The 14,327-nt window shown below is 54.8% G+C and carries 15 protein-coding genes; all 15 read left to right on the top strand.

The window, feature by feature from the left end; translation table 11 throughout:
• The first annotated feature begins 61 nt into the window (after positions 1 to 61).
• The 15 genes from L6H98_RS04865 (at position 62) to L6H98_RS04795 (ending at position 14,262) form a co-directional block, all read left to right on the top strand.
• Positions 62 to 1,081: an aminoglycoside phosphotransferase family protein gene (locus L6H98_RS04865; RefSeq protein WP_236413337.1), complete on the top strand. Its 1,020-nt coding sequence runs from the start codon at positions 62 to 64 to the stop codon at positions 1,079 to 1,081.
• A 12-nt stretch (positions 1,082 to 1,093) separates the two neighbouring features.
• Positions 1,094 to 2,092: a glycosyltransferase gene (locus tag L6H98_RS04860; protein WP_236413335.1), complete on the top strand. Its 999-nt coding sequence runs from the start codon at positions 1,094 to 1,096 to the stop codon at positions 2,090 to 2,092.
• A 57-nt stretch (positions 2,093 to 2,149) separates the two neighbouring features.
• A complete protein-coding gene (locus L6H98_RS04855; protein ID WP_236413333.1) occupies positions 2,150 to 2,437 on the top strand; it encodes a hypothetical protein in 288 nt (95 codons plus the stop codon).
• A 72-nt stretch (positions 2,438 to 2,509) separates the two neighbouring features.
• A complete protein-coding gene (locus tag L6H98_RS04850; RefSeq protein WP_236413332.1) occupies positions 2,510 to 2,671 on the top strand; it encodes a hypothetical protein in 162 nt (53 codons plus the stop codon).
• 102 nt (positions 2,672 to 2,773) lie between these two features.
• Positions 2,774 to 4,735, top strand: a complete 1,962-nt coding sequence (abc-f, locus tag L6H98_RS04845; RefSeq protein ID WP_236413331.1) for a ribosomal protection-like ABC-F family protein — start codon at positions 2,774 to 2,776, stop codon at positions 4,733 to 4,735.
• Between the two features lie 354 nt (positions 4,736 to 5,089).
• Positions 5,090 to 5,524, top strand: a complete 435-nt coding sequence (locus L6H98_RS04840) for a hypothetical protein (RefSeq protein ID WP_236413330.1) — start codon at positions 5,090 to 5,092, stop codon at positions 5,522 to 5,524.
• Positions 5,524 to 5,811, top strand: coding sequence for a hypothetical protein (locus L6H98_RS04835; RefSeq protein ID WP_236413329.1), 288 nt, complete (start codon positions 5,524 to 5,526; stop codon positions 5,809 to 5,811). Before L6H98_RS04840 ends, L6H98_RS04835 begins: the two co-directional genes overlap by 1 nt.
• Positions 5,812 to 5,816: 5 nt before the next feature.
• Complete coding sequence (locus tag L6H98_RS04830) at positions 5,817 to 7,199, top strand: glutathionylspermidine synthase family protein (protein ID WP_236413328.1); 1,383 nt, start codon at positions 5,817 to 5,819, stop codon at positions 7,197 to 7,199.
• Positions 7,200 to 7,229: 30 nt separating this feature from the next.
• Entirely contained in the window at positions 7,230 to 7,634 is a 405-nt protein-coding gene (locus L6H98_RS04825; RefSeq protein WP_236413327.1) for a DUF350 domain-containing protein, read from the top strand.
• A gap of 49 nt (positions 7,635 to 7,683) precedes the next feature.
• On the top strand, positions 7,684 to 8,631 hold the full coding sequence (locus tag L6H98_RS04820) for a nucleoside hydrolase (protein WP_236413326.1): 948 nt from the start codon (positions 7,684 to 7,686) through the stop codon (positions 8,629 to 8,631).
• Positions 8,632 to 8,818: 187 nt separating this feature from the next.
• Positions 8,819 to 9,301, top strand: a complete 483-nt coding sequence (gene lspA, locus L6H98_RS04815; protein WP_236413324.1) for a signal peptidase II — start codon at positions 8,819 to 8,821, stop codon at positions 9,299 to 9,301.
• Positions 9,302 to 9,642: 341 nt separating this feature from the next.
• On the top strand, positions 9,643 to 10,884 hold the full coding sequence (locus L6H98_RS04810; RefSeq protein WP_236413322.1) for an extracellular solute-binding protein: 1,242 nt from the start codon (positions 9,643 to 9,645) through the stop codon (positions 10,882 to 10,884).
• A 31-nt stretch (positions 10,885 to 10,915) separates the two neighbouring features.
• Positions 10,916 to 11,782 carry a sugar ABC transporter permease gene (locus tag L6H98_RS04805; protein WP_236413319.1) on the top strand — a complete coding sequence of 289 codons (867 nt, stop codon included), beginning with the start codon at positions 10,916 to 10,918 and terminating at the stop codon, positions 11,780 to 11,782.
• Positions 11,782 to 12,609: a carbohydrate ABC transporter permease gene (locus L6H98_RS04800; RefSeq protein ID WP_236413317.1), complete on the top strand. Its 828-nt coding sequence runs from the start codon at positions 11,782 to 11,784 to the stop codon at positions 12,607 to 12,609. The genes L6H98_RS04805 and L6H98_RS04800 overlap by 1 nt, the downstream gene beginning before the upstream one ends.
• Positions 12,610 to 12,855: 246 nt before the next feature.
• Positions 12,856 to 14,262, top strand: coding sequence for an MATE family efflux transporter (locus L6H98_RS04795; protein ID WP_236413315.1), 1,407 nt, complete (start codon positions 12,856 to 12,858; stop codon positions 14,260 to 14,262).
• The last annotated feature ends 65 nt before the right edge of the window (positions 14,263 to 14,327 follow it).

Below are 14,327 nucleotides of genomic sequence, written 5' to 3'. Positions count from 1 at the left end.
CAAAGTATGATGATTACAACTATGGCAGGACAGATCGGAATATGAACGGAAGGTGTGTCGGATGAACGAACATTTGCGAGTGAAGCAATGGGTTACAACCGAAGGGGAGCTGGACGAGCGGCATGTCAAGGGCCGGGAAACGCTGTACCAGGGATGGAACGGACGATGCGTCGAACGGTTCATCGGTGCGGATGGATGCAGTTATATTTTCAAACCGTTGACCCATCCTGACCAATATGGGAAAGAGCAGTGGGTGGCCGAGCATGTGCTGCCCGCGTTGCCGCCGATCTACCCGCGCTTGATCGCGGCATCTTCGCCCGGTACCGCACCTGAACGAAGCTGGATCGTCTATGAAGACTTGGGCAGGCTGGTGCATGACTCCAGCGAGGAGACAATGATTGCGGCTGCGGCGCAGATAGCCCGATGGCATTCGCTGCCTGCAGCGCAGTGGGCCGGGCTTCCGCGCCATGGACATAAGCCTCCAATGGATCGCATGCTGGACGAGTTGTTGGAGCTAGGGCAAACGGTTAACGAGATGCTGGCGAATCTGGGCATTCACCTGACTGTGGATCAATGGAAACGCATCCCGGTCTGGATTCGTTTGTCATCGGCAGCATTATCGCCCGTCCTTTGCCATGGCGACCTTCATCCAGGCAACATTGCCGCTTCAGAGGGGCGGACCGTCATCATCGACTGGGAGCATGCCCATCTGAACAACCCGTTATGGGACGTCTACCATCTGATCGACTTGTCGCATCCGCTTTTTCCGCGCAGGGTGTCGCCCGAACTGCGGGAGCGTGTGCTGGAAGCGTATCTGGATGGACGTGAGCGGCATGGCGAGCGGGCAGAGCGGGTGAAGCGGTCTTCTTTCGTACAGTGGTATCATGCGTATGCCTTCGTATTTTCCATTTGGATGTTAAGGCTGATCGAAGGCGATTTGCGGCGGGAGCACTGCGTTTGGCCGGAGGACCAGCTGCGGAATCAATGGCGGGAGACGGCGGCAGCGTTGAACCAATGTGCGGCAGCGTTATTTGGCCAAACTACGGGCCCGCATGAACGTCCGGAACGCGGAATAGAATGAGGAGGATGAGGTATGCATAAAGTAGGACTGATCATGCGTAAAATCCAATTCGCGGAGGCACAGGGCCCGCGCGTGTTTGCAGAGCGGCTGAAACAGATCGGACAGGAGCTGGGCGTGGAGATCGTCTTCATTTCGCCGGAGCGGCATGTGAGCGGATACGACTGGCTTCCGGGCTATGAGCATGAGAAGGGCGACTTGGTGAACTATGACATCGTGCTCGACCAAATTTACAGTCAACATATCGAGCATGTCATTTATACCGTGTCCGGTTTTACCTTCCTGAACATGTTTTTGCCCAAAAGCGTGCTGTTCCCGCACAGTTTCCCCGACCCGGCGCTGACCGGATACGAAATGATGAAACCATTTTACACGATGGTGGACAAGGCGATTGTGCAGACCGATTTTCTAAAAAGAGAGCTGGATCGCCAATTCGGCGTACATGACGTCAACGTCATTCCGATCGGCTTCGACGAAGAGCTTGCACGCCGGCATTACGACCCGGATCAGGTCGTCCATAACCGGGTGCTCTGGATCGGCCGCGACGAGGCCAACCGGCGCCCCGACCTCGTATTGGACTATGCCCGGCAGAACCCGGACAAGGACGTATACATGGTATTCGGCGGCCGCCGTTATGAGGAGAGCATGAAAAAGTATGACATTCCGCTCAACGTGAAGCTGAAGTTTGCGTTGACGCAGGCCGAGGTGTTCACCCTGATGAACACGGCCAAGGTATATTGGAGCTGCTCGACCTTCGATACGTTCGCGATGCCGCTGACCGAAGCGATGGCCATGGGCAAGCTGGTTGTGAAACCGGAGCACGCCTGCTACGGCCACATTCGCGGCCCGCATGCCTTTGCAGGCAACGAAGCCAATTGGTTCGAGCTGGTCAATATGGCGGCAGCCTCGCCGCGCAAGGTATCGGAGGATAACCGGGAGTATGCGTTCGGCGCGTTCTCGCGCACGATCATGAAAGAGGGGTATCAGGCGTTTTTCTCGCAATGGCTGAACTAGCCAAGCGGGACCCGCGGTACCGGTTTAAGGCAGGATCGCGAATAAGGAGGAGTACGTATGGGAGTGCTGATCTTATGGACGCTGCTGATGGTCGCGGTGCAACTGCTGATCGGATGGAGCATCTATCGTTTACAGGGTCGGAAGCTGACGTGGGTTCAGTTTGTTTTGCCCGGATTCGTGATCGTGGGCGGGGGTACCATCATTCTGATCAGTGCGCGCATCGGCGGCTGGAGCGGGCTTGGATACGGTTTGATGGGTATGTCCATTCTGGCTTCGGGACTGCTTTCCTTCGTGTCCGTGGTGATTGCGCTGGTTGTAACGCATCGGCGCAGAACAGGTCGCTGAAAAAATCGGGCTTGCAGTTCGCCATGATGCTATGATATATTGGCAATAATTATGACAAGGAGGTGAAGACAGGTGAATCACGAGATGGTCAACAACCGTATTAGCCAGCTGCCGATCGCTATGGCTGGCATTGTTCATACTTTTCCGTACAACGGGAGAAGTCTGTCCATTTTTGAATATACGGAAGTTAACCATAGCGAGAAGATGCCTGCCTTGACCTCATTCGGACGATAAGCGATAATTTGCGCTTGAATTCTGAAGGGCCGCGGAGCTAACCTCCTGCGGCTCTTTTTGTGTTGCGGTCGGGCTCTTCCATACCATAGGAGGAACCTAACAATGATGATGATTAGCGCGCAACAATTGACCCAATATTACGGAGCACATCTGGTGCTGGACGGCATTACGTTTGAAATTATGGAAGGAGACAAGGTTGCCCTGATCGGCCGCAACGGCAGCGGCAAGACGACCTTGATGCGGCTGCTTGCCCGGCTGGCACAGCCCGATGAGGGACAACTGACCATAAAAAGGGATACGAAGATCGGCTACGTGGCCCAAATCCCTGAGGGACTGGACGATTACACGGTGCTCGATGTGCTGAGCCTCGGATTCCGCGAGCTGACGGACTGCCGTGCCCGCATGAAGGAACTGGAGCAGCAAATGTCCGACCCCGATTGCGCGGGGGATGCCGACCAGCTGGAGAAGCTGTTGAAACGGTACGCCTCGCTGCAGGAGCAGTTCGAGCGGCAAGGCGGATACGAGATGGATGCGCGAATCGACCAGATTGCAGACGGGCTGGACATTGCGAAGGAGCATTACGGCTGGACATTCGGCGACTTGTCCGGCGGGGAGCAGACCCGCGTCGTGCTGGCTTCCCAGCTGATCGTCAGGCCGGACCTGCTGCTGCTGGATGAGCCGACCAACCATCTGGATCTGGAGCGGGTCGAGTGGCTTGAGGAATTCCTCAAGGAGTACGACGGAACCATCGTTCTGATCTCCCATGACCGTTATTTCCTCGACCGGGTGGTGACGCGCACCATTGAGTTGGAAGACGGGGAAGCGCATGCGTCGGCAGGCGGTTATACGGATTACATGCAGGACAAGGAGCGTCGATTGCTGCAGCAGTTCGAGGAATTCAAGGAACAGCAGAAGGTGATCAAAAAGATGAAGGAGACGATCCGCCAGCTCGAAGAATGGGGCCGGATCGGCGGCAACGAGAAATTTTTCCGCCGCGCGGCTTCCATGCGCAAAGCGCTGGAGCGGATGGAGAAGGTGAAACGTCCCGTGCTGGAGCGCCGCAACGCCGACTTCGACATGCGCACGGAAGATCGGACAGGGCGGCGGGTAGCCGTGCTGGATGACGTGCAGAAATGTTATGGCAGCCGCACCATCTTGAACGGCGTGTCCGGATTGCTTGAATACGGCGACAAAATCGCCTTAATCGGCCGCAACGGTTCCGGCAAAACGACGCTGTTCAAGCTGCTGCTCGGCGAGGAGCAGCCTAGTGCCGGCAAGCTGGAGTGGGGGGCGCGGGTGGACGTCGGATACCTGGCCCAGCAGGAAGAGCCGGCCGATCCGAAGCTCACCGTGCTGGAGCATTTCCGGTTGGAGGCAGGCGTCGAGGAAGGGGAGGCAAGAGGCATTCTGGCGCGATACCTGTTCTACGGAGCAGATGTCTTCCGTTCGGTAGGGCAGCTCTCCGGCGGCGAATGGACGCGGCTGCGGCTCGCTCTGCTTGTGCAGCGGAAGCCGAACGTGCTGCTGCTGGACGAACCGACCAACCATCTGGACATCGCGTCCCGGGAAGCGTTGGAAGATTCGCTCGCCGATTACGATGGGACCGTGCTGGCGATCTCGCATGACCGTTATTTCGTCAATCGTCTGGCATCGCGCGTATGGGAGCTGGAGAACGGGCGGATGACGGCCTACCTCGGCGACTTTGAAGCTTACCGCACGAAAAAGGCGGAGCAGCTGCACCGCCGGGCAGAAGCGGAGCATTCAGGCAAAGACGTTGGTGCGCGACCGGGGAAAACCGCCCGTAATGCGGAGCGGACCGCTGCCTCTCCCTCCGCATCCCGCTTGGATGCCGGTTCTGGCGCAGCTTCATCGCGCAGCGGAAAGCCCGAAATGACGGCCGAGCAGCTGGAACGGCAGATCGCCGCGCTGGAGGCGGAGATGCAGGAATTCGACCGGCAGATGGAATCCCTTGCGGATACCGAGGAGCTCGCCCGACTTTGGAGCGAGCGGGAGCGCTGTTCCTCCGAGCACAATGAGCTGCTGGCGCGTTGGGCCGAGTTGTAGACAGGTCCGATGCTGCCATCGGCAGCGAAATGACTGGAAAGCGATGGCGTCGCCATCGCTTTTTGTATGCAGTGGACGGATTCTAATGTACAGGACATTCCGAGCGATAATATAATCAAAAAATTTCGCTAAATGATATTGTGATTTCTTTAAACAGGCTTGGATCGGCATTTTCCTTGTCTATCGCAAGGGTGGGATTTTTTGAGTTCCATGGAGAAGTGTGTAACTTTTTTCTTGCTCATGCGTTAAATACGTTTGTAATTATTTTGAAACGGCTCCATCAGGGCTTACAGAAGGGAAGGACTCATTATTTATTACGCATTGACTTATCGGAACTGGTCGGATGAGAAGCGGATGGAAACGGGCGTATTGGAACAGTTGTCGCTATCCCGCGACGAGCTGTTCGTGCACAAGCTGGTCGACGCTACGCTGATGAAGAACAGGCTGTGGGCGCATCTCTCCAATGAATGCGAGGATGGTCGGGAGCATGCCGTCTACGTCGCGGACTACGAGAGCCAGAAACCTGCGGAGTATGGTGCGGCGATTGCGGACGCTGCCCTTGCCATGTGCAGGGTGTCCTCCACGTACGGTGCGGAATACATGCGCTGGGATGGAAGGGCTTTTCAGGAGTTCGATCCCGGTACCAACGTGTCGTACACGATGGAACTGGCGGAAGCGCTGCTGGACCATTACTTGGTTCGCCAAGGCGTTACCTATGAGATCGTGTATTCGGTATTGGATACGGATCGCAGGAAAGTCGTTATTTTCGTAAAGGAGGTTGATCTGTAATGGCAGACGAAGGTCGAAGCGATGCACCCAAAGCCGGATCGCGCGCGAAGCTGATCGCCTTCTCGCTGATGCTGGCCGTCCCGGCCGCATTGTCCGGCTGCAGCAGCGACGACGAATGCGATCCCGAATATGACACGGGTTGCGAATACGACTCCAGCAGCGGGCATTATTATTATGGAGGATCTTCCTCCAGCACCAGCAAATCGAGCGGCTACAGCAAATCCAGCTCAAGCTCCAAGTCCAAATCGAGCGGCTTCGGCAGCTTCTTTGGCGGTTCGGGGGGATAAGCGGCATGAGGCAGATTCATGAGCTGCCCTTCAGCCATGAGGAGGTATTTGCAGGCGAAGCGGGGCGCCACATTCCGTACCATCGCATGTACGGCAAGCAATATTGCGTGCCTGCGCTGACGGTGTACAACGAAGACGAGCTGCGGGAGCTGCGCGTTGCTGCCGAGGCTGTACAAGGCATTTACGGCAAAGTGCTGCGCTTCATCCAGCGCTACATGCCGGACGGCTTTCTGGTGCAGCAGTTGGGTATCCATCCCGGACTTGTGCCGGCCGCCCGCATGGAGATGGTGCTTGGGGGAATTACCCGTCAGGACTGGATCATCGGCGAGGCTGGCTTCAAATGCATCGAAAACAATACGGATACGCCTACCGGCATTCCGGAAGCCGCCGTGCTTGAGGGCATTCTGGTCGGCATGGCGGACGGCAGCGCCGCTCTGGCCTCGCCTTCCGCAGATATGGACGAATGCATCCGCCTTTGCTTCCGCAGCTGGCTGGAGGAGTACGCGCGACGCGGGCTAATGGGAACGGTAACGTTTACGTCGTTCGGCGACCACCTGGAGGATCGCACCAACACGCAATATCTGATGGACAGGTGCCGGGAGGCCGGGTACGACGTGCATTACGCGCCGCTGGAAGAGCTGGAGATCGTTCCTGGCGAGGCGCTCTATCATCAGGGCCGCCGGATCGACCTGTTGTACCGGCTTTATCCGCTGGAATATCTGATCGATGATCGCGACGAAGAAACGGGTGTGGACATCGGCGCAGCTTTGCTGGAGCTGGTGCAGGAGGGCCGCCTCGGCCTGATGAACCCTGCCCAGCATGTGCTGATGCAGAGCAAGGGATTCATGGCGGCGATCTGGTCGCTCTACGAACGCAATGAGCAGACGCCGGAGTATTGCGGCTTCAGGCTGTTCGACGATGCGGAGCTGGCCGTGATCTCAAAATACCTGCTGCCGACGTATTTCGAATCCGGGCCTTTTGAGCTGCAATCGATCCCGTACGTGGCCAAAAGTTATTGGGGCCGCGAGGGGCGGGGCACCTCGTTGATCGGAGAGGAGCCTGCATCGGGAAGTGCCAATCACGGAACAGAACACATCCCTTTCTTGCAGGAACGTCAGCAGGAGTGCATTGCAAGCAAAGGCGATGCCGCGGATGAAGACGATGCGGAAATCGCGGCGTATTATGATAACCAGCCCAAGATCTATCAGCAATTAGCCCCGATGGAACGGGCGCAAATGGCGACCGAAGACGGGCGGTACAGCGGTTATCTGCTGACAGGCGTATTTGTGATCGGCGGACGGTTTGCCGGCGTGCTGCCGCGGATCGGCGAGAAGGTGACCGGGGATATGGCCTATTATTGCGCCGCTTCGGTAAGCTTGGTGAAATGAACGGATGAATGATGAGGAGGATGAACGGCAATGGAAAATTTGGGAGTGAACCTGCTGAACGTGGCGATAGGCATCGGCATTTTGCTGGTGGTGCTGGTGTGCGGGTATTTTGCGTTCAGCAGACTGACCCGTTATAACGACAGCGAGGAGATCGCTAAAGGCAATGAGGCGGCGGGAATGTACATGGGAAGCAAGCTGCTCGGGCTGTGCATTATCGTGGGCATGGTGTCCTTCTCCACGCATTCCTGGCTGGATATGTTGATCTGGTCGGTATTGGGAATTATTATTCTGTGCTTGGTTTATATTATATTCGATTTCCTGACTCCGAAAATGCGCGTATGCGACGAAATTGCCAAGGGCAATATGGCCGTGGCTCAGCTGCTGCGTTCGATCATCATCGGCGTTTCCATCGTCATTGGCACTTTTTTGATGTAAAATGAACCAGAAAAGGTATGGTTGAACATCAAGGAAAGGAAGATTCAGCATGAGAAAAGTCATCATTGATACGGATACGGCAGGAGACGACACGATTGCGATCCTGACGGCATTGCATCATTTTCAGGTGGAGGGCATTACGATTACCGGCGGCAACGTGCAGTTCGACCAGGAAGTCGAAAATGCGCTTTACACCGTGCAGGTTGCAGGAAAAGGGGGCAAAGTTCCGGTCTACAAAGGCCATGAACGGCCGATGCTGGCATACGGCAAAGCCCAACATCGCACGGTAGAGGACGTCCATGGGGACGACGGCATGGGCGGCGCTCATTTCCCGAAAGCGGTGCAGCGTCCCGAGACCGGCCATGCGGTCGATTTCATCATCGAGAAGGTGCACGCGAACCCGGGCGAAATTTCGCTGCTGGCCATTGCGCCGCTGACGAACATCGCGATGGCGATCCAGAAGGACCCGACCATCGTACCGGAGATCGCCCACCTGTACATCATGGGCGGCACGAACAATGCGCTCGGCAACATTACGCCGGCGGCGGAATACAACTTCTACGTGGATCCCGAAGCGGCCAAAATCGTGCTGCATTCCGGCATTCCGATGACGATGGTCGGCTGGGAAATGTGCACCGAATATTCCGTCATGGATGACGATGATCATGCCGAAATCGCGGCGCTGGATACGGCAGGCAGCCAATTTTTCACGGCCATCAACAAGGTGGTCATGCAATTCAACAAGGCGGTACATAAGCTGAATGGAACGACGCATCCCGATACGCTGCTCATGGCTGTCGCTGCCGACGAATCGGTGATGACGAAGTCCGGCAAGTACTACGTCGACGTGGAAGCGGCAGGCGAGTTGACGCGCGGATACAGCGTCGTGGACATCAACGGGCGTTTCGGCAAAGAGCCGAACGTGCGCGTCTGCGAGGCGATCGATCGGCCGAAATTCAAGTCCATGCTGCTGGACGTGCTTTCCGCAATAAAATAACAAAAGCAGAAGAACCTATCCAATGCTGCGGCATTCGGGTAGGTTTTCCTTTTTTGAGGGAGAATCCGTTTGGTTTCAGGCTTGGTGCTGTGGTACAGTAGAGGCACACGTACGGCTGTTAACGATACATTGAGACGGTTGGATATATGGCTGAGTATAGCGATAGTATGGCAGGAGGAACATGACGATGCTTTTTTATTTTATAACGCTGCTGGTCACTCTGGTGGATCAGGGCACCAAATTGGCGGTTCGGATGTACATGGAGGTTGGCGAGAACATGCGGCTGGGGAACTCCGGCATGCAGCTGCACCATTACGAGAATAGCGGCATGGCAGGCAGCATGTTTCAGGGGAATGCCAGATTGTTCGGCATCATTGCCATTCTGTTCGTGGCAGGTGTGCTGTATTACCGGAAAAAGGGAGAAATTCGCGGCCTGCTGATGAATGCGGGGGCCGGGTTCATGGTTGGCGGCGCGCTGGGCAATGCCATCGACCGCTTCGTATATGGGAAGGTGACGGACTTTCTCGTCTTTCCTTCCGGACGCGGCATTCTCAATCTGGCGGACGTTGCGATCAACGTTGGCGTGGTGCTGCTGGTGTTGGGCATGCTCGTTCGCGCTTTCCGCAATTACCGCGAGAAGCGTTTGCGCAACTCGCTGCCGAAATTTTAATGGATCAAAACGCTGCGAGGGGCTGCTCCCGCAGCGTGTGAGGTTTGCTTTTGCATAGAAGCTGTTCAAACAAATACCGTGTTTCGTGGATGAGGGATTAAACCTCCTTTCACGGGACGCGGTTTTTTGTTATGCGTGAAAGGTCGCCCTCGTAAGGCATAATACGCTGCCGAATCCTAGACAGGGCTCCATGCCATTTGGTTCAAACAGTCCGAAACCGTTTTAGATAAAAAGTAAAGGACCACCATGCTTGGAGTGCCTGCTTGGATTAAGGGTATGGTTATTTCACGTACGGAGTGGGTATATCTGTACATATATCAACAAGGCGAGGGAGGTACAACATGAGAAAGACGCTAACCAAATCGCTCGGAATCATGCTGCTATGCGGCGTCTTGGCTGCGTTATTGTCTGCCTGCACATCAAGCGGGGAGTCCGCCGGCGGCAAGGTGCAGCTTGAGTTTTTCCAGAACAAACCGGAAGCGAAGGGCACCTTTGACGAATTGATCAATGCGTTTAACGAGGCGCATCCCGATATTCAGGTTACCCAGATCAATCCGCCGGATGCAGAAACGGTGCTGAAGACGCGGGTCGTCAAAAACGACGTGCCCGACATTATGGCGATGGGTGCGACGGACACGTACTCGATTTTGGCCCAAAGCGGCATATTCGCCGACCTGACGAACAGCCCGCTGCTGGGAACGATCGATCCGAATTACATACAAATGCTTAAGGACGTCACGGGTATGGACAAGGTGACAGGCATCCCTTATGCAACCAACGCCAACGGCATCATGTACAACAAGACACTCTTCAAAGAAACGGGATTGGACGTTCCCAAAACGTGGGACGAGCTGATCGCGACCGCGCAAAAGATCAAGGATGCGGGAAAGATCCCGTTTTACTTTACGTATAAAGACGACTGGCAAACGAACCTGCCGTTCAACGCCCTGGCGCCGAACCTGGTGGGCATCGATTTTTTCCTGGAACGCCGGGAGAACAAGGTGACCTTTAAGGAAAAGTACCAGGAGGTGGCCGAGAAGCAGCTGAGGCTGATGAATTACGGCCATGGCGACAACTTCGGCAAGGGGTATTCCGACGGAAACAGGGCATTCGCGAACGGCGAGGCTTATATGTACATCCAGGGAACCTGGGCGATTTCCGAGATCCGCAAAGCCAATCCCAACGTCGACATCGGTTTCTTCCCCTTCCCGACGGGCAATGATCCGAGCCAAATCAAGCTGGTGAACGGCATCGATTCCCTGTTCACGATTTCGGCGGATACGCCGCACAAGGAGCAGGCCGAGCAATTTATTGCTTTTCTGCTGAAACCGGAAAACATCGGCAAATACATTGACGAGCAAACGCTCTTCTCCGCCGTAAAGGGCGTCAAGCAGGACGATCCGGCCGTGCAGGAGCTCATGCCATACATCGAGCAGGGCAAGGTCATCGATTTTGCGGACCACTACATTCCGGCTGCGGTGCAGCTGAATTCCATCGTGCAGTCCTTTTTGCAGAACCAAGACATCGACCGATATCTCGACACACTCGACAAAGAATGGGACAAGGTGGCGAACCGGCGTTAAGCCGGGATACGCTGCGTAAGGAGGATGGAGTATGAACAGACGTATCGCACCCTTTTACTGGATGACGGTCCCGGCGGTGGTATTGTTTTTTGTGTTCATGACGCTGCCGGCCCTCCAGGGGATCTATTATTCCTTCACGAACTATAACGGATTCGGCAAAAGCTACGATTTCGTCGGATTCAAAAATTATTTCTATCTTTTCCAGGACGACAATGTGGGCCATGCATACTGGTTCACGTTTAAGTTCGCGATCGTGGTCACGATCCTGACGAACGTCCTCAGCCTGCTGATTGCCCTCGGCCTGAATGCAAAGATCAAGTTCCGCAACTTTTTCCGGGGCATCTACTTTCTGCCGAACATTCTGAGCGTGCTGATCGTAGGTTACATATTCAATTACCTGTTTTCGAACGTGTTCCCGATCTGGGGCCAGAACCTGGGCATCAACGCTTTGTCGACGAATATTCTGGGCAGCGAAAGCATGGCTTGGATCGGGATCGTCATCGTGGCGGTATGGCAATCGGTCGCGCTCAACACGATTCTGTATTTAGCCGGACTGCAGACGATCCCGAGTACGCTATATGAGGCGTCCAACCTTGACGGTGCCGGGAAATGGCGCGAATTCTGGAGCATCACCTTCCCGCTGATTGCCCCGTTCTTCACGATCAATATGGTGCTGGCGATGAAAAACTCGCTCATGGTGTTCGACCAGATCGTCGCGCTCACGAACGGCGGACCAGGCCGGGCGACGCAGTCGATCTCGCACCTGATCTATACGGGAGGATTCGAAGGCGGCGAATACGCATATCAGTCAGCGAACTCGGTCATTTATTTCATCGTCATTGCGGTGATCTCGATTCTGCAAATCCGGTTCCTGCAAAGAAGGGAGATGGATCTGTGATGAGAACCCGCAATCGCACCAACTGGCCGGTCATGCTGATCGTGGCTGTCTGCACGCTGTTTATTCTCTTTCCGCTCTATATGACGGTGACCATTGCGCTCAAAAATCCGGAGCAAATGGCCCAATCGGTCTTCGCGTTTCCGACGGAGCTGCACTGGGAGAACTTCGCCAGCGCCATCGACATGACGAACTTCTTCCAAGCGTTTCGCAACAGTGCCCTGGTGACGGCATCCACCGTCATTCTCACGCTGCTTACGAACTCGATGGTGGCTTACGCCATCGCGCGGAAAATGGAGAAACGAAAATTTTTCAAAGGGCTGTATTACTACTTCGTCAGCGCGATGTTCATTCCGTTTCCGATCATCATGCTGCCGATCGTCAAACTGACGTCCTCGCTGGATATGACAAACCTGGTGGGCCTGACCTTCCTGCACACGGTTTATGGACTGGCATTCAACGTGTTCGTATATGTCGGTTACATTAAGTCCATTCCGGTGGCTTTGGAGGAAGCGGCATTCGTGGACGGTGCGACCACTTGGAGCACGTTCTGGCGGATCATCTTTCCGCTCATGGCGCCGATCAGCGCAACGGTGGGCATTCTGACCTGCCTGTCGACGTACAACGACTTCCTGCTGCCGCTGATCATTATCAGCGATCCCAAGCAATATACGCTGCCGCTCGTGCAATACGTGTTCCAAGGACAGTTCAACACCGACTTTAACCTGGCGTTTGCGTCATACCTGCTGGCGCTGCTGCCGATGATCATCATCTATCTGTTCGCGCAGAAATGGATCATTACCGGGGTTACGCAAGGGTCTGTAAAATAAATAGCGTCGTGGAGATGGAACCCGACGCTTTCAAAGCAAGCCTGGATGAGATGTGTCCAGGCTTTTTCTGCGCTTTTTCAAACATTTTCAATATTATTGAAATAAAAATATTTATTTTCGTAAAAGCGGATGCTTTTTCAGAAAGGTTGTGCTAATATACCCCTTGTTTGTATAAGTATCTTTAACTGTTGCAGCGTCGTCATTAGTGAAAGACCAACATTTCAACGGAATTAAAGAGGTGACATCATGAGTGCAGCCGTTACGGAGACCGGGACACCGCAGCAAGGCAAATCAATGAATCTGTTTGCGTTGACCTGGCCGATTTTTTTGGAAGTATTTTTGTTTATGCTGATGGGCACGGTCGATACGCTAATGATCAGTTCAGTGTCGGACAATGCGGTGTCGGGGATCGGGGCGTCCAACCAGATTATCTCGATCGCCATCCTGATTCTCGAAGTGATCGGTAACGGAGCAGCGATTGTTGTTGCCCAATATATCGGTTCGAAGAAATTTCTTGAAGCGTCCAAAATTACGGGCATGGCGATTACGCTTAACCTTCTGATCGGTTTAGTGCTGAGCGGAGCGTTCCTGCTGTTTGGCGGGCTGCTGCTCGAAAAGATGAACGTGCAGGGCGAGGTGCTTGTGTACGCCAAGTCGTACATGCACATCGTCGGGGGAGCTATTTTCCTGCAGGCATTGATCAACTCGCTTGCCGCTATCATCCGTACGTACGGGTTTACGAAAGAAACGATGTACGTATCCGTTCTGATGAACGTAATGCACGTCATTCTGAACTACATCCTGATCTTCGGCCATTTCGGCGCTCCGGCGCTGGGCGTAGAGGGCGCGGCCATCTCGACGGTCATCAGCCGTTTTACGTGCCTGCTCCTGTTCTTCTGGCTGCTGTACCGGGTTACCGAAGTACGGGTTGAATTCAAGTTCTACCTGCAATTCACGAAAAACTATGTGGCGAAAATTTTGAAAATCGGCATTCCTTCTGCCGTAGAGCAGATCATGTACCATTCTTGCCAGCTCGTTTTCCTGTTTTACGCCACGTTTCTGGGTGCGGAAGCGCTGGCTTCCCGCCAATATGCGTCGAACATTTCATCGTACATTTACCTGTTCAGCATGGCGATTGGCATGGGTACGGCGATCATGGTCGGCCGGTTCGTCGGGGCAAAGGATCATGAGAGTGCCTACCAACGCGTTTGGAAAAGCGTAAAATGGGCAATGATCGCCACCATCGCGGTCGACTTGGTGGTCATCACCTTCCGTGTGCCGCTCGTGGGCATATTCACGGACAATCCGGAGGTCATCCGCATTGCGGCGCAGGTGATCCTGCTGAGCATTGTGCTGGAAACCGGGCGCACGACCAATATCGTCATCATTAACTCGCTGCGGGCTGCCGGGGATGCAAAGTTTCCGGTGTACATCGGTCTGGTCTCCATGGTGTGCCTGAGCTTGCCGCTCGGTTACCTGCTCGTATTCCAGCTTAACATGGGCCTTGCGGGGATCTGGCTGGCGATTGCCGCAGACGAGTGGACGCGAGCCTTCATCATGTTTTTCCGCTGGAAAAGCCGCAAATGGGAGAAGCATGGACTTGTGGACCATGACGAGGATGAAAATGTTCCGCAGACCGTTCCTGCCGTTTAGGACAGCGGACGCTGCGATAGTTAGCGATCAACCATCACCGATCAAGGGAATAACGTTCCTTTGGT

This window comes from Paenibacillus sp. JJ-223 (genome assembly GCF_927798175.1).
GTDB lineage: Bacteria > Bacillota > Bacilli > Paenibacillales > Paenibacillaceae > Paenibacillus > Paenibacillus hubeiensis.
The sequence above is the reverse complement of the archived record's forward strand: the minus strand, read 5'-3'. Positions and strand labels throughout refer to the sequence as shown.